Annotated in this window: 12 protein-coding genes; 5 read left to right on the forward strand and 7 right to left on the reverse strand. The window is 63.3% G+C overall.

Annotated elements, in window-relative coordinates; translation table 11 throughout:
• Positions 1 to 35: 35 nt before the first annotated feature.
• Positions 36 to 1,403 carry a DEAD/DEAH box helicase gene (locus ACPQ6D_RS10155; RefSeq protein WP_423224206.1) on the reverse strand — a complete coding sequence of 456 codons (1,368 nt, stop codon included), beginning with the start codon at positions 1,401 to 1,403 and terminating at the stop codon, positions 36 to 38.
• Between the two features lie 211 nt (positions 1,404 to 1,614).
• On the opposite strand from ACPQ6D_RS10155, the gene ACPQ6D_RS10160 reads away from it, so the two are divergent.
• Positions 1,615 to 2,094, forward strand: coding sequence for an OsmC family protein (locus ACPQ6D_RS10160; RefSeq protein WP_423224207.1), 480 nt, complete (start codon positions 1,615 to 1,617; stop codon positions 2,092 to 2,094).
• Positions 2,095 to 2,211: 117 nt separating this feature from the next.
• Here the strand turns inward: ACPQ6D_RS10160 and ACPQ6D_RS10165 are convergent, their stop codons facing one another.
• Genes ACPQ6D_RS10165 through ACPQ6D_RS10175 form a run of 3 tightly spaced genes read right to left on the reverse strand, consistent with a single transcriptional unit; the run spans position 2,212 to position 9,757 of the window.
• Complete coding sequence (locus ACPQ6D_RS10165) at positions 2,212 to 4,920, reverse strand: CBS domain-containing protein (RefSeq protein ID WP_423224208.1); 2,709 nt, start codon at positions 4,918 to 4,920, stop codon at positions 2,212 to 2,214.
• A 12-nt stretch (positions 4,921 to 4,932) separates the two neighbouring features.
• Complete coding sequence (locus ACPQ6D_RS10170) at positions 4,933 to 6,228, reverse strand: MFS transporter (protein WP_423224209.1); 1,296 nt, start codon at positions 6,226 to 6,228, stop codon at positions 4,933 to 4,935.
• Position 6,229: 1 nt separating this feature from the next.
• Positions 6,230 to 9,757, reverse strand: a complete 3,528-nt coding sequence (locus ACPQ6D_RS10175; protein ID WP_423224210.1) for an ABC transporter permease subunit — start codon at positions 9,755 to 9,757, stop codon at positions 6,230 to 6,232.
• Between the two features lie 230 nt (positions 9,758 to 9,987).
• Between ACPQ6D_RS10175 and ACPQ6D_RS10180 the strand changes: the two genes are divergently transcribed.
• The 4 genes from ACPQ6D_RS10180 to ACPQ6D_RS10195 all read left to right on the forward strand — a co-directional run bounded on the left by ACPQ6D_RS10180 (position 9,988) and on the right by ACPQ6D_RS10195 (position 12,390).
• The gene (locus tag ACPQ6D_RS10180) at positions 9,988 to 10,701 is read left to right on the forward strand and encodes a haloacid dehalogenase (RefSeq protein WP_423224211.1); all 714 of its coding nucleotides are present in this window, start codon (positions 9,988 to 9,990) and stop codon (positions 10,699 to 10,701) included.
• Positions 10,688 to 10,942: a hypothetical protein gene (locus ACPQ6D_RS10185; protein ID WP_423224212.1), complete on the forward strand. Its 255-nt coding sequence runs from the start codon at positions 10,688 to 10,690 to the stop codon at positions 10,940 to 10,942. The genes ACPQ6D_RS10180 and ACPQ6D_RS10185 overlap by 14 nt, the downstream gene beginning before the upstream one ends.
• A 70-nt stretch (positions 10,943 to 11,012) precedes the next feature.
• Positions 11,013 to 11,801 (forward strand): L,D-transpeptidase, encoded by a 789-nt coding sequence (locus ACPQ6D_RS10190; protein ID WP_423224213.1) that lies wholly within the window; start codon positions 11,013 to 11,015, stop codon positions 11,799 to 11,801.
• A 28-nt stretch (positions 11,802 to 11,829) separates the two neighbouring features.
• Entirely contained in the window at positions 11,830 to 12,390 is a 561-nt protein-coding gene (locus ACPQ6D_RS10195; RefSeq protein WP_423224214.1) for a CRISPR-associated protein Cas4, read from the forward strand.
• A gap of 75 nt (positions 12,391 to 12,465) precedes the next feature.
• Here the strand turns inward: ACPQ6D_RS10195 and ACPQ6D_RS10200 are convergent, their stop codons facing one another.
• The 3 genes from ACPQ6D_RS10200 to ACPQ6D_RS10210 form a co-directional block, all read right to left on the reverse strand.
• Entirely contained in the window at positions 12,466 to 13,128 is a 663-nt protein-coding gene (locus ACPQ6D_RS10200; protein ID WP_423224215.1) for a Crp/Fnr family transcriptional regulator, read from the reverse strand.
• Positions 13,129 to 13,551: 423 nt separating this feature from the next.
• Positions 13,552 to 15,129 carry an FAD-dependent oxidoreductase gene (locus ACPQ6D_RS10205; RefSeq protein ID WP_423224216.1) on the reverse strand — a complete coding sequence of 526 codons (1,578 nt, stop codon included), beginning with the start codon at positions 15,127 to 15,129 and terminating at the stop codon, positions 13,552 to 13,554.
• A 5-nt stretch (positions 15,130 to 15,134) separates the two neighbouring features.
• Positions 15,135 to 16,136, reverse strand: a complete 1,002-nt coding sequence (locus ACPQ6D_RS10210) for a MerR family transcriptional regulator (RefSeq protein WP_423224217.1) — start codon at positions 16,134 to 16,136, stop codon at positions 15,135 to 15,137.
• Positions 16,137 to 16,157: the final 21 nt, after the last annotated feature.

The following is a 16,157-nucleotide window of genomic DNA, read 5'->3' on the forward strand; positions in this document are numbered from 1 at the left end:
AGGCTCGCAGATTACTGAGCAGCGTCGGCCAGGTTTTAGCGCGCGCGGCGGTTGACCTGCCGACTGGCGCTTTCTGGGCGCTGAGTGGGCGCCGCGGCCCGACTGCTGACTGCAGCGGTGGTTGCGCTGGCGCTTGGCCGGCGCGGGAGATCGGCATAGCTCGAGCGGCCGGTTGTCAAGGCGGGAGTCGTGCCGCGGGGGGCGGCGTGGGTGCTGCGCGGCGCGGCGCGTGACGGCGGGCGCGGCTCACGGGCAAACTCGTGATCCTGCGTCGGCGCGGCGGCCTGGTAATTGAAGCCGGCCAGCGTGCGGCGCTCCAATCGGCGTCCGAGCACGCGCTCGACGGCACGGATCGCTTCGTTGTCCTCAGGCGTCACCAGGGTGAAGGCTTCGCCGGTGCGTTCGGCCCGGCCGGTGCGACCGATGCGATGGGTGTACGCGTCGGTGGTGTCCGGCATATCGTAGTTGATGACGTGCGAGATGCTGAGGACGTCAATGCCACGCGCGGCAATGTCGGTGGCCACCATGATGCGGAAATTGCCGCTGCGGAAGCCGTCCAGCGCGGCCTGACGTTGATTCTGCGACAAGTTGCCCTGCAAAGCGGTGGCTGGGAAGCCGGCCTTCTGTAACTGCTGCGCAATGCGCTTGGCGCGGTGCTTGGTGCGTGTGAAGACAAGCACCGACCCAGGGCCGGTTGCGCGCAGCATTTCGCTCAGCAGCGCGGTCTTCAGATGTGACGCCACGGGGTAGAGCGCATGGGAGACAGTCTCCGCCGGCGCCACTTCGCCCACTTGCACGGTCAGTGGATCGCGCAAGACCTCACGCGCCAGCACGCGGATGTCATCCGGCATGGTGGCGGAGAAGAGGAGGGTTTGGCGCTGCGAGGGCACCGCGCGGATGATGCGCCGCACGTCGGGCAGAAAGCCCATATCGAACATGCGGTCAGACTCATCCAGCACCAGCACTTCAACCGCGGAGAGATTGATCGTCCCCTGGCGGATATGGTCGAGCAGCCGGCCGGGGCAGGCCACGACGATTTCAGGGCCGGCGCGCAGCGCCTGCAGTTGATTGCCAACGCCCACGCCGCCATAGATGGCAATGCAGCGCAGCCCGGTCTGCCGACCCAGATCGGCAAAAGCGACGTTGATCTGTTCGGCCAATTCACGCGTGGGCGCGACAATTAACGCACGCACGCGGTGGCGCGGGCCTTGTTCGAGCCGCTGCAGAATGGGAAGTGCAAAGGCGGCCGTCTTACCGGTGCCGGTTTGGGCCAGGCCCATGACATCACGGCCCGCCATGATCGGCGGAATGGATAGTTGTTGGATCGGCGTCGGTTCTTGATAACCGAGCGCGTGGACGCCCGCCGCAAGGTGCGGGCTAAGATTGAAACGAGAAAAAGTCAACTGAGAGTCCTTCCTGACTTCACATGTGAGCCAAGTCGCACTCTCAGCCCAAATACAAACGATGGCGCCGTCACGGCAGTCATATGTCGTCCGGCGCCAATCAAAACAACAGTGATACTTATAACACACTTGAGAGAAAATAGCCAATTGAGAGTCAGGCTGCACAAAGAGTCTTTGCATCCGCGGCCTGGCCTGCAACCGGGTGGAAATCATGAACGACCACGAACACACTTACAGCATTCAAGTGACCTGGACCGGCAACCTGGGCCAGGGCACCAGCAGCTATCGCGCCTACGCCCGTGCGCATGAGATCAGCGCGGCTGGCAGGCCAGCGATTCCCGGTTCGGCTGACCCCGCCTTTCGCGGCGACCGCATGCGTTACAATCCCGAGGATCTGCTGGTGGCGTCCTTATCGGCCTGTCACATGCTGTGGTATTTGCACCTGGCGGCCGAGGCTGGCGTGGTGGTGATGGATTATGCAGATCAGGCCCGCGGCGTCATGGTGGAGACCGCGGCCGGCGGCGGTCGCTTCACGTCGGTCGTGCTGCGGCCCACGGTGACAATTCTACCTGGCGCAGACCCGGCGCTCGCGGCGCACCTGCACACGCGCGCACACGAGCTGTGTTTCATCGCCAACTCCGTCAACTTCCCCGTGACATGCGAGCCGACGATCGTCGTCGCAAATCCCTAACCTGGACAGGTCTTGAATCAAGTAGCTCACACGAAGACACAAAGGCACAGAGACGCAAACCGATTGTTTCATGTCTTTGTGCCTTTGTGTGAGAATTCCTCATTCAGCGTTCCTCATTCAGCTTTCAGCGCTCCCTCTATCCGCCAGCCGCCGCGCCAGATCCATCTCCTCGGCCAGGTTATGCACCTCGCCGTCGAGACGCGCGGCGCGGACCGCCAGCAGAATCTGGCGGTAGATCGGCCCGGGCGGCAGTCCGAGCTGGCGCAGCCGATGACCATCCAGCTCCACCGTCACATGCTTGAGGCTGCGCTCGTAAAGGTCCATTCGCTGCTGCACCAACCATGATTCGCTCGCCACCCGCACCACCAGCCGCGCCGCCGCGTCAATTGGACGCAAAATCTCATCAATCTCACTGATGCGCAGCGCGGGACGGGCCAGATCCGGCAGATGGCGCTGCAACGCGCGCATATCGCTGAGCAGACGCATGGTGTCATGGCGCAGGCGCAATCGCTTATGCACGTGCTGATCAGCCTCGACGGGCTGGCGAAATAGCATCAGCGCCAGGTAGAGGCGCGGCAATTCCTGTTCGGGCGCGGCCTGCGCATCGCCCATCAACTGACGGTCCATCCGCACATGCCGCAGATCAACAAAGCGGTCAGCCAGCCAGCGGTCATAGACCAGGTGCACATCGAGGCGCGTGAGCACCTGCATCTGCTGTAACCGCGCCAGGGCCAGCTCTGGCTCGGCCTCTTCCAAGATCAACTCCAGTTCATGCCGCACCCGCGCCGGGCTGACCTTGGGCAGCAGATCGAGCGCATCGGCAATCAACTGCTCGGTGCGCGCTTCGATCTGAAATTGAAAGCGCTGCTCGAAACGCACTGCGCGCAAGATGCGCGTGGGGTCTTCGATGAAACTCAGGCTGTGCAGCACGCGGATGACGCCGTTGTTCAGGTCTTCCACGCCGTCGTAGAAATCGAGCAGCTCGCCCCAACGCTGCGGATCCAGGTGAATCGCCAGGGTGTTGATGGTGAAATCGCGGCGGTGCAGGTCGAGCTTGATCGAGGAACGCTCCACGGTGGGCAAGGCCGTGGGGTGCTCATAGAATTCAGTGCGCGCGGCGACGAAATCGAGGCTCGTTACCGGCGGCGCGGCGCTTTCAATGCCGCTGATCTGCACCGGCCGGAACTCCTCCTCTTCGTCCTCGCTGCCCTGCTCCCCCGCATCGCCTGGCTCCGGCTTACTTTCCGCGCTGAGGATCCATTTGGCTGTGCCAAAACGTTTGTGCGAGCGCACGCGGCCGCCATACAAGACCGCCAGGCGCCGCGCCAGGCTGATGGCATCACCTTCGACCACCAGGTCAATATCAAAATTGGGCACGTTGAGCAAGAGGTCGCGCACGAAGCCGCCAACCGCATACATCGGATAGTTCAGATCGGCGGCGACCTCGCCCGCGCGGCGCAGCAGGTTGACCAGCGCGGGCGGCAGCAAGGTTTCCATGCGCGTGCTCATATCGGGCGCCAGGCGCGTCGGCAGCGGCGCGCCCCACAGCTTGATCAAGTCGGTGCGCGTGACGATGCCTATCAGCGCGCCGGTCTGGCGGCTGACCACCGGCACCTGGCCCCAGCCGCTTTCGATCATGCGGCGCTGCAAGACCTCGATGCCATCCTCCGGCGCCACGCTGATGCTGCCCTTGCTCATCACTTGGGCGACAGGCGCTTGCGCCAGGCCGTGGCGCAGGGCGCGATCCACCTGGCCGCGGGTCAACATGCCGACCACCTGGCTCAAATCGGCCACCGGAAAACCCTCGAAGCCAAAACGCTGCATGCGTGCGGCGGCCTCGGCCAGAGTCATGTCGGGCGTCAAGGTCTGCAGGCCGCGCGACATGATCTCGCTGACCGTGACGGAGGGGCGCACGTGCTGTTGCAGCAGATCCACCAGGGTTGTGCGCACCTCGCGTAGGCCGCGCCCGCGCACGAGCGCGGCGGCAGCGCGACGATGCCCCCCGCCGCCCAATTCTGACGCAATGACGCCGACATCCACCGCGTCGCTGCTGCTGCGCGCCACGATCTGAATGCGGTCGCCCAGGTCAACCAGGAGGAAAACGGCCGCCGGCTCGTAGAAATCACGTACACGGTGGGCCAGGGTCGAGATTTCATCGTTGAACGAAGGCAACGTGGCCGAGGCGATGATAATGGGCTGACTGCCGAACTCGAACGGCTCGCTGTTGGCAATGAGCTGATCGAGCAAGTCTTGCTGTTCGCTGCTGAGCGCGTGGTGCAGGAAACGGTTCACTACCTCCAGGTTGGCGGCCTGCGGAGGCTGCAGCAGCCAGGCCACACACGCGGCGTCGCGCGCCGTGGTGGCGCTGTAGGTCAGCGCCCCGGTGTCTTCGTAGATGCCGAGCAGCAGGCAGGTGGCCTCAATCATGGTCAACGATATGGTTTCGTTTTGCAGGCGTTCCACCAGCAGCGTCGTCGTGGCGCCCACCTTGTCGCCGGCGTAGCTCCATCCCGGCTGCAGGTTCGTCTGCAGTTCATGATGGTCAATGATTTCACCGGTGGTTTGCGCGGACATGCGGCGCACCGGCGCGAAGCTCTGCGTGTCCACCACCAGGGCATGGGTCACGCGGCGCGGCGGCGCGTCGCTGGCAGCCACAAAGGGCAGCGCGCTGCGGTAGAGCGTCAAGAACTCACGCACGTTGCGGTTGAGTTGGCGCGGCAAGATGGGCAATGCCTGGGGATTCAGCTTCCAGGCCGCCAGCATCGAGGCCAAGGCGTCGAAATCGGCGTGCTCGTGGGTCAAAATGACCGTGAGACCGGTAGTCACGTCATCGTACTCCTATGGCGCTATTATACCATGCGGCGCTTCATAGGTCCGTAATTTGGGATAGCGCCATGCCACCCAGCCGGTGATGAGGACGGTGGCTAACCCGCCGCTGACCACGGCAAAGGGGACGCCAAACGCGCTGGCGACCAGCCCGGCTTCCATCTCGCCGAGCTGTGGGCCGCCCATGAAGAAAATCATGTTGACGCCGGTCATACGCCCGCGCAACTGATCGGGCGTGAGCAGTTGGCGAATCGTGCCGCGGATGACCGTAGAGACCGTGTCTGCGGCGCCGGACAGCGCGAAGAGGAAGTAGGAGAGATAGAAGTTGGTGGCCAAACCGAAGAAGAGCGTGGAGACGCCGTACAGGGCGACGCTGATTAAGAGAACATGACCCTGGCGTTTGATTTCGCCCCGGTAGGATGTGATAGCGCCAGCGACGATGGCGCCTACGGATTGGGCCGTGGAGAGCAGGCCGTAGCCCTGCACGCCGACATGCACCACATCCGCGGCAATGAGCGGCAGCATCATGCGCGCCGAGGCAAAGAAGGTTGCCATGAAGTCAAGCAGCATCGTCCCCCAGATGATGCGTTGGTTGTAGGTGAAGCGCAGCCCTTCGACCATGGCCGGCCAGCCTAGGCCGGCGCTGCTGGCGGCGGTGCGGCCCCGGTAATGCATCAGCAAGAGCGCCAGGATAACCGCGCCAAATGAAAGGGCATTGGCGGCGTACACCCAACTGATGTTGATGCCGGCCACCATCAACCCAGCCAGCGCCGGGCCAATCACGCTGGCAACTTGCCAGACCAGCGTGTTGAGGCTGACGGCGTTGGTGAGATGTTCGCGCGGCACCAGGTTCGGCACCAGCGACTGGCGCGCCGGATTATCGAACGCGGCCGCGGCCGCGCCCGCCGCCGTCAACAGGAAAATGGCGGCGACGCTGGCTTCACCGCGCAGGCTCAAATAGGTCAGAATGGCCGCGAAGAGCGTAGCGGCGCTCTGCGTCATCAGCAGGAGCCGCCGGCGGTCGAGGGTGTCGGCCAGCACGCCGCCGATGAGCGCGAAGAGAATGATGGGAATCACGCGCATCAGACCCAGGGCGCCGAGTCCCAGCGCCGGACTGCTCAGCGTCACGTCGCGCCCCAAGAGGTGTAGCGTGGTCGTGCTGCCTTTGAGCAGTTCGTACACGTGCCAATTGACGGCCGTGAGCTGCATCTGCGAGCCGATCGTGGAGATCAGCGTGCCCGCCCACAGCAGGCGGAAATCACGGTGGTAGAGAGCCGCAAAGCGCAGCGCCGAAGGCTGGGCCGCCATGTCAGTAATTGACCTCACGGCTGAGGGTATGCAGGGCGAGCAGCACGGTGCGACCAGCTTGCTCCAGCTTGGGCAGTTCGATGGCGTCGGGCGCGTCGCGCGGCGTGTCTGCCTGCGCGTCCGAGCCATCCCAACTCAGGTAGATCGTCAGCGCGCTGCGACCGCCGAATCCGGGCGGCGCGGGTTGACCGAAGTGCGGATCGCGACCGCGGGTCGTTGTGGCGACGCCCAGGCGGCTGGCCGCGTCTTGGAACAACTGCACCAGGCGGAAACTGCTGCCCTGGCCCAACGCCAAGGCCTGGCCGCGGCCGCCGCCGACGCCCTGCATTTCGATCACGGCCTCCGTGTGCAGCGAGCTGAAACCGATCTTGGCCGCCATGACGTTGAAGATGCTCAGACTTTCGTTGCGTTCGCCGCCAGCCCAGGCCACGAACACCACCGTTTTATTGGGCCGGTAAGGGCTTTGCTTGAGCGCCCGTGCCAACTCGAGCATGGCGGCCACGCCGCTGGCATTGTCGTTGGCGCCGGGATACAACGTGCCGTCCGGGCCAACGCCCAGGCCGTCGTAGTACGCGGTGACCATGATGACTTGCGCGTCCAACCCCTGTTCGGCCGCCTGCCCAGGAATGAAGCCGACAACGTGGTAGTATTTTTCGCTCAGGTCAGAGGAAAGCTCGACTTCGATCGCCATGCGCACCTGCGCGCCAGCCGGCGTCAGCGTTACTTGCCCGGCCTTGAGACTGGCCGCGGCGGTCTCCAGTTGCGCCACGCTGCGCCCGGTTGACGCCAGCAGGCGATCGGCGACAGCCGTGGTCACGAACATCATGGGCACACGGCCCCCATTGCCGCCGTAGAGCATCTTGCGCTGCATGAGCGATGGATCATCAGAGACCACCAGGAAGCCGGCGGCCGCGGTCGTGTTGATGCGCGCCGCGTCCTGGGGTCGCACGATCAGAATTTTGTCTCGCAATTCCATTTGGCTCAAGCCGTAACGATCGGAAGCGCTTGTCTCTGGATCCGGGCCGCTGACCAGGCCCATGACCACACCCTGCGCGTGGCCAACGCTGTCGCGCCGCGCAAAGGCGGCGCTGCGTCCCACGTATTCCACAAAATCCTGGCGATAGGCCAGCGCCTGGGTGACGTTGCCCTGGTTGTCCAGGATTTCCAGGCTGGGTGTGTGGATCAAGTGGCCGCGCGGGGTGGAATTGCTCACAATGAAGGTTTCCTGGCCCTCGACCTTCTCACCGGCGGGCAGAAGGCCGATCTCCGCCATGCGGCTGGCGATGTAGGCGGCCGCTTTGTCGGCGCCTGGCGTACCAGTTTCCCGTCCGGCAAAGGCGGGGCCAGCTAGTTGTTGAATATCTTGCTGCGCGCGGCCGGCGTCGAAGCTCAGCGCCTGGCTGCGATAGATGCCAAGCGGCGATGTGGCGCGCAGCAGCAGGATCAAGCCGACGATCGCCCCGACGCCCACACTCACGGTGTAGCGGTTGAAGAGACGGCTGACATTGGCGCGGGTATCGTCCAAGAAGCGCCGCAGTCCCTGCCCCCAGAGGTTGAAGGTGAGGATGGACAGAAAGAAGGCCAGGCCCGGATACCAGCCCATCCACGGGTAGGAACGCCACCAGTTGCGCACATTGGCCAGCAGCGCGCCCCATTCGGGCACATCGGAGAAGAAGTAGACAACCGGCTGCATCTGGCCCGTTTCGCCAATCGCGGCGCGAAAACCGCCGCCCATGAAGATATTGAGGAAGCCAAGCTCGGCCAGGAGCATGAGCACGCCGCCCATCTCCAAAATGGAGAGGATCAGCAGCGAGGGCAGCAGGAGGCTGAGCACGTGGCGTGAAAGCAGGTGCACGGTGCGTGCGCCGGTGGCGCGGGCCGCTTCGATGTACGGCTGTGGTTTGAGGCCAATCACCTGGCCGCGCACGAACTGCGCAATTTCGCCCCAGCCCACTACCGAGACGCCGATGATGAAGACGCTCATGCCTTGCTGAATGCCCAACGCCAGGATCAGGATCAGCGCAAAGAGGGTCACCGGGAACGCAGCCCAGACGGCAATGGCTCCCTGCACCAGGCGGTCGAACCACCCGCCGCGCCACCAGCCAGCCACTGCGCCGAGCAAGGCGCCGATGACCATGCGGGCGAGGGTGGCGAAGAAGGCCAGGGCCAACGTGCGCCGTGCGCCGCTCAACACCAATGCCTGAATGTCGCGCCCCACCGGGTCGGTGCCCCAGGGAAAGGTCATGGAAGGCGCGTAGGGCGGCGCGCCGATCTTGCCCTCGATCATCAGCACGCCGTGGGTTTCATAGGGATTGGCGGCTGCCAGCCGATCGCCGGCCACGACCAGACCGATCAGGCCGGCCACGAGCAGCGTGCCCACGATCAGCGCTGGGTTGGTGATCGTGCTGCGCAGCACGCGCCGCGCGCCGTGGGATGGCGGCATCTCGGCTGCGGCCTCGCCCGCCTGGCTGCCAGCTGCGGCCAGGGATGGCAGGTCATCATGGCGGCGGCCGGGCAGCAGGTGGCGCAGGTCAACCCAGGCTTCACGCAGAGAGCCGAGCATCTCGGCCAGCCAACGCTGCCACGTTTGGCGTTTCTCGATGAGGTCACGGATGGGCGCGGCGCGCAGGCGTGGATCGAGCAGGGGAAAGAGCATTTCCAGGGCCAGATTGATCAGCAGGAAGAGGATGCCCAACGTCACCACCAGGTCAGTGACGAGCGCACGATTACCGCCATCAATGGTTTGCAGCAGTGTTTGCCCCACGCCCGGCCAAACGAAGAACGATTCGACCACCGGCAAGCTGGCAAGCGAGAAGCGGAGGGAAGCGCCCAGGGTGGTCAACACCGGAATCCAGACGTTGCGCAGCGCGTGGCGCAGGAGGACACGGCGGTCGCTGAGGCCCTTGCTGTAGGCGACGCGAATGTAATCCTGCCCAAGCACATCAGCGAGGGTGAGATAGGTCACCTGTACGATTTGCGCCAACGGCCGCGCCGCCAAGACGAGCGCTGGCATGAGCAGATGCGCATCCCAACCAAAGCCGGTCTGTGGGAGCACGGTGATGTCGAAGGCGCGGTACACCTTGATGTTGAGAATCCAGAGGAGCATCGCCAGGATGAAGCTGGGCACGGAGACGCCGAGAATGGAAGTCAGCAGCACCAGGGAGCGATTGCGGCTGCTGCCGCTGCGCGCCACGCGCAAGCCAACCGGCACGCCGATCAGTGTTGCCAGTAGCAGGGAGACCAGGAGAAGCCCTGCGCTGCGCGAGAAAAAGGTCCACACCAGGCCAAAGGCTGGCTGATAGGCCTTTTGCCAATAGTAGGTGGCGGGGTGGTGAAACAGGTAATCGAAAGTGGCCACAAGCGCCTGCCCGGCGGCGCTCCAGAGTGCGGCCGGCACACCCTGGCGCCCACGCTCGGCCATCAGCAGGCCCAGTTGGGTCAGATAAGCAATGACAAGCACGATGACCAGCGTGGTGAGCAGTCGGCGCCCCAAAGCGCGCAGTGCGTGGCGCAAATCTTGAATGGACATGCAATTCCGGTTCACGGATGAAGATGCCGGGGTAGGTATGATACGTCAGAGCGGATGCATCGTCAAACCGGACAGGGAGAATTTCAAACGCAGGCCTGACCAAACGCCCTGAATGTGGGGATAGCTCGTTCCCCTCGTTTGCACGAGACTCCCAATCCGGCTATAATCAGGCCTGCGGTCGCCAAAACGCGACGGCCTATGTCGGCGGAACAGGTCAAGGCATTGCTTTCATGCTGGTAGACACGATTGCAGCCATAGAGGCTGAGCTTACGCTAAAGAACGAAGTGCGCGATCTGACGCTGCGGCGCTCGCGCGAATTGATTCGCTACTGCGCGCACGCGATCCGCGCCGCTCACCGTCATGAATTCGACGAGGCGCAGCGCCTGCTGCAAACGGCGCAGGCGGCCGCCGCAGAGATGGTGGCCGACCTCGCCCCGCATCAGGACCTGTACTACGCCGGCTACACCCAAGATGCACTCAAAGAAGTAACAGAAGCGTTCCTGGTGGTGGCGTTTGTCACCGCCACGCCGCTGCCTGGCCCCCAGGATTTGCACGTGGTGGGCGCTACGTACCTGCGCGGCCTGGCCGAGGCCACGACCGAGCTGCGCCGCTTTGCGCTCGATTTGGTGCGCCGCGGGGATGTGGCCCAGGCGGAGCGCTATCTTGACATCATGGATGATGTCTATGCGCATCTGATAGCGATGGATTATCCCGATGCAATCACCGGCGGCCTGCGTCGGCACACCGACACGGTGCGCGGCGTCCTGGAACGCACGCGCGGCGATTTGACCGTGGCCGTGCGCCAAGACCAGATGCGCGCCGCGCTGCACAGCTTTGAGCAGCGCCTGGGCATCAGCAACCTGGCGGCGGCCTTCGACGGCGCGGATTTTGGCGCGGACGGGGACACTGCGGCGGAGGGCGCTGGGACGGATGAGCCAGGATAGACTGATTCGGGCCAGCGAAATTGGACAGTATGTTTTTTGTCAGCGCGCCTGGTGGCTGGCGCGCGTGATGAATGTTCCCTCAACCAATGTGGGAGAGATGAAGGCCGGCGCCGCGGCGCATCGCCAGCATGGGCGGCGCGTCATCTGGGCCGCCCGTGCACGCCAGGCTGGCATGGCCCTGTTGGCCGTGGCCCTGCTGCTGCTGCTCACGACCCTGTGGTTATTAATACGAGGATCATGAACGCAACTGATATCAACCCCACCAGTCAATACCAGCACCAGTACATTGCGAAAAGACTGCTGCGAGGATCATGAACGTAACTGACATCAACCCAGCCACGGCGCCAGACCGGCGTCCTGCTAACAAAAGAGGATTGCTTCTGCTCCTGGCTGCCGTTTTCTTTTTTGGCGCACTGGCGATCAACGTGGGCGCGAGCGGGCCTGGGACCGCCGGCCAGGGCCTGCTGACTGCTTTGTTGGGGCGCGCCACCCCCTTGCCGCCCACCCCCACCAAGACGCCGACCGTCGCGCCTGAATTCACCGCGACGGCAACCGCCACATCGCCGCTGCCGACGGACACCCCAGTCGCCACGGCAACGCCGACCCCTGCGCCTACGGCGGTTGCGCACGTGCCAACCGTCACGGCGGGGCTGGCGAACCTGGTGCGCGGTTATGGCTATGACCCGACTGGTCGTTTCATCGTCGTAGATCAAGATCTGCAGCAGATGATCGTCGCAGAGCCAGGAAAGATCCATCTGTTACCGGTGAGCACAGGCGATCCTGAAAAGCGCACACGCACACCGGCATGGAACGGCTATGTGGGCGCCTACTGGGGCACTTTTTCATCGTTTGGGGTGTTTGCTGACGAAGGCTGGTTTCTCTTCCGCAGCAACGGCTCGATCCTGATTCACGGCGCGCCCTATGTGCGTGATAGCAACGGCAACAAGGTCTATCAACAGGTTGAGTCCATCGGCGCCTATCCTGCTTCACGCGGCTGCATTCGGCTCAAGCCTGAGGACAGCGCCTGGTTCAGCGCCTGGAAACCCGAAGGCGTGCCGGTGATCATTTTGCCATTCGGCGGCGGCGGTCTGCAATTGTGATCGGCGTGCGGAGTCGTGAGGGGCCGTCGTGTTCCTGATCCTGATTGCCCTTGCGGCGGCCGTGGTGGTCGGTTGGTGGCTCTTCCGCTTGGGCAGCCGGAGCCTGGCCGGCAGCGGATTGCCTCGCGGCGAAGTGATCTACATCGACACGGGCGCCTGGCAGAAACAGGAACAGCCGCTCATCAGCCGCGAATTTGGTTTGGTGGGCAAGCCAGACTACCTGGTGGAGACCGGCCACGGCGCGCCCGTGCCCGTGGAGGTCAAATCCGGGCGGCGGCCGGCGCAGCCCTATGCAGGGCACATCATGCAGTTGGCCGCCTATTGTTTGCTGGTTGAAGAAACCTGGCGCGTTCCGCCGGCCTTTGGCCTGCTGCACTATGCTGGCAACGCCGGCGCGGCGCCTGGACAAGCGGGCGCCCCCACAACCGTGCGTATTGCCTACACGCCGCACCTGAAAGCCCAACTGTTAGAAACACTGGCGGCGATGCGCGCCGACCGCCACGCGAACCGTGTGGCCCGTTCACACGACGATGCGGTGCGCTGCCAGCATTGTGGGCTGGCTCACGCCTGTGATGAGAAACTAAGTTAAAAAAACGTCGCACGAGCCTGGGGTTCTGCAACCCGCCGAGCTCGTGCGACGCTTTGAGGTGACATCCGTCATAGTTCAGAAGCTATTTGCCGCGACTTCTAGCGCAGCTACATCCAGCAAGCGAATGCGGCGGTAGCCCAGGTCAACCCAACCCTCACGTTTGAAGGTGCGCAGGATAGCGCTGACGGTCTCGCGATAGGTGCCGAGGCGGTCGGCCAAAGCCTGGTGGCTGGTGCCGGTGATGGTGTCATTCTTTTCGGCCAGTTCCAGAAGCAGCGCGGCCAGACGTTCGGGCAGCTTCTTGTACGCCACATCCTCCAGGTGCGATTCTACTTGCATCAGGCGTTTGCCAAAGGTTTGCAGCAAGCCCCAACCCAAAATAGGGTAACGCTCGGTCATGAGGCGCGCATCGGCGCGCGGTAGAATCCAAACCGTGCAGTCGCTCATGGCTTCGGCAAAAGCCTCTGGCGCCGCGCCGTCAATCAGCGCGCCTTCGCCAAAGATGGAACCTGCTTCGAGCGTTGCCAGCACCAAGCGCCGGCCTTCAGAATTGGTGCACACCAGTTGGGCGCGCCCATCCATCAAGATGTGCAGTTTCTGATCCAAATCGCGAGGCGCCGCAATGACATCGTGGCGCCGGTAACTGGCAATCGTGATGACCTGACCAAATGATGGGTCTTCGTCGGGTAGGTGAGCGAGCACCTGCGCCAGGGATGGCTGTTTTACATTTTTTATCATAAGGATGCGGACTCCTGTCTTTTCCCATCACATCGGCATGCCAGCGGCCGTCGGTTGTGAATGGTGCACCTGACTGTATTCTTAAATACATCTCTTGATCGTATTATACATCAAATGGCGCAAATTAGCGACCATTGCCATTCGCCTATATGATGTTTTCACCCCATAATACGCACGCCAACGCCTTTTGTATCCCTCTTTTCTCGAACTCTCATCAAATCTTAATGTGTAAGAGCGACGATCCTGGCAGGGAACAGACGACATCACATGGTTGTCGTCGACGCGGGCCACGCTGTTTCATGGTCTTGCCGCATCTGCAAGAGTTCCGTGGTTGGCAGAAAGATCAGTCCGCCGTCTGGGTGACGAATGAGCAGGCCGTTTGGCACCACCCACGCCGGCATGCCCGCGTGATTGCGGTGCTTCTCATCGGGTGTTGCCCAGGGCGCGTTGTCGAGCAGGATCTGAATGATCAAATCTTGCATGGCGATGTGATGCCCCTTTCCAGAGCAACGGCCGTGGCTGTTGCCAGGTTTCTTGGAGGCTGGCGCTCACGCGTAGGCCGCCCAGGGTGACGCCGGCGGTGCTTTGGCCGGGGAAGATGCTGTCACCGACCAGCCAAACGTTGGGGACGCGTGTCGCCGGCCCACGGGCGCTCAACAAGCTGCGCTGCGCAAAGCCGCCGACCATCCCTAAATGGCGACGAGTGAAGGCTTGGAAAGTGACGGGGGTCCCGGGCATCTCCAGGGTTACATGTTGGCGAATCGCTGGCAAAACCTGCGCCACTGCCTGCAGCAGACGTTCACGATACACGGCCTGCCGCGCCTCATACTGGGCCTGACCTCCCGGTTGGTTGCGTAGTTCCCACCAAGGCGCGATGGCGGTGTGGGTTGAGACCGTGATGGCGCGCTTGCCGGCGGGGGCGCGTGTGGAGTCCCATGCGGGCGAAAGAGAAACGAAGACGCTGTTGCCTTCGCCTAAAGGCTGGCTTGGATCCATGATGATCTGATGGTGATCGCTTGCCAGGCCAGCCGGAATGGCTGTCGCGTCAACTCCCAGGTAAAGCATGAACGCGCCCCACATCGAGTCTGGCCGCATGGCGGCCGCGGCGGGCGGCGGCGCACCCGTCAGCAGGCTTTCCAGGTTCCACGGCGTCAGGTTGGCAATGACGGCGTCAGCCGCCCAGCGCTCCTGCTTGCGCGTGCGTACGGCCACGGCGCGGCCGTGCTCCATTTCGATTTGCTGCACTTCTTGACGATAAACGATGGTCCCGCCATGCCGCTGCAGCGCGACTGCAAGGGTTTCGGCAATCTGCCCGACACCCCCCTGCACATGGAAAACGCCCTGGCGAGCCAGATCGAGGGCTGTAGCGCCGTACAGCGCATTGGCGCCAGCGGCCGGCGTTTGCGCGCTGATGAGAAGCTGTCCATCCAAGAAGGTGCGCAGCGTCGGGTGAGTCGCGCCCAATCGGTCAGCCCATGCGCCGACCGATTGCAGAGCGTAGGGCAGCAAGCTGATATATGATGGTTTGATCGAGGCCGCCAGGCGCATGACCTCGGCGGCGTTGACAGGCGGGAAAGGCGGCGCGCCTGATGCAAATTGCCAAACCTGGTTTGCCACGCGCTCTTGGGCGCGCCAGAAACGCTCGGCTGCTGCGCCCGGAAAAACACGGCGGCGCTCTTCCTGCCAGCGCGCCGGCTCTCCAAAGCGCGTGATGGATTGATCGGGCAGCCAAACCTGCATGGCTGGTTCCGTACGCTGCACGGGCCATTCAATGCCGAGCGCCTGGCCGGCCAACCAATGCGGCCCGCCTGGCTGAAAGCCGCCGACTAAGGTAGCGCCAGCATCGAAGCGATAGCCTTTGTGAAAAAAAGTGGCGGCGCAGCCGCCCGGATCAACATGGGCCTCCAGCACCGTGACGTCGTGACCGGCCTTGGCCAAGAGGCTGGCAGCCGTCAAGCCGCCAATGCCAGCGCCAATGACGACAATTTTGCGCTTGGGCATGGGGCTCATCCGAGATGACTAGTGTCAATGGCGCGACCTGGGGCCGCGCGGCTGAGCAGCGTATGCACCTGGTTGACCGCGCGCACCGCGCTTTCGCCCAAGAAATGCCCGCGTACAGCCTCATGCAAGCTGTGGTCACGGTTGAACGCGCGACCGCCAAAACCAAAGATCGGTCGGGGTTCGGGCATCGCGGCCACGACCTGTGACACCTCCGTCAAGGCCGCGGCCGCTTCATCCGTGGTCGCCGACATGATGACCATGGACGGCAGCAGACGCGCTAATTCAGCCACCAGATGCTCCAACGGCACGTTTTGCCCCAGGTAAATCACATGGTAACCCTGGCGGCGCAAGAAAAAGGCCATCAAGATCAGTCCTACCTCATGCCAGTCGCCTGGAGCGCAGCCAAGCACAATCGTCAAGCCCCGTTCATGCACGGGGGTGACATTGAGCAGAGACTCCAGCTTGCGCCGCACGTAATGGGAGGCAAAATGTTCGGCCACCACTGTGATTTGACCGCGGTGCCAGCGATCGCCGATGTCCACCATCGCCGGCGCTAAGATCAGCTCGCATGCCGATTCGACGCCGTACATGGCAAACGCTTCGCTGAGCAGCATGTCCGCGCGCTGCTCGTCGAAGCTGAGCAGGGCTTCAGTCAACTGATGGCGCAGATCCACCAGGGAGAAACGCTCCGCGCTTATCACTGGCGCGGGCCGCTCGGCCTTGGGCTCGGCCGCGCCATTGCTTGACCCCGTCCGCCTTTGCAGGAGGGTCACCGCTTGGCTGATCGCCAACCCTTCCTCCAGTCGGCGTTTGAGCCAGCGCAGCGCGGCCAGATCACGGTCGGAGTAGAGGCGGTAACCGCTTTCGCTGCGCTGTGGCTCGCAAACGCCGTAGCGCCGCTCCCAGGCGCGCAAGGTGGCGGCCGATAGGCCAGTGGCCTGTTCAACCGCTTTGATATTATAAAGTGGGTGATCCTGGTAATCTTCGGCGCGAAAAATCTCTGTCATGCGGCACCTCGTAAAAAACCG

It is taken from the genome of Candidatus Amarolinea aalborgensis (genome assembly GCF_900491745.1).
GTDB lineage: Bacteria > Chloroflexota > Anaerolineae > SSC4 > Amarolineaceae > Amarolinea > Amarolinea aalborgensis.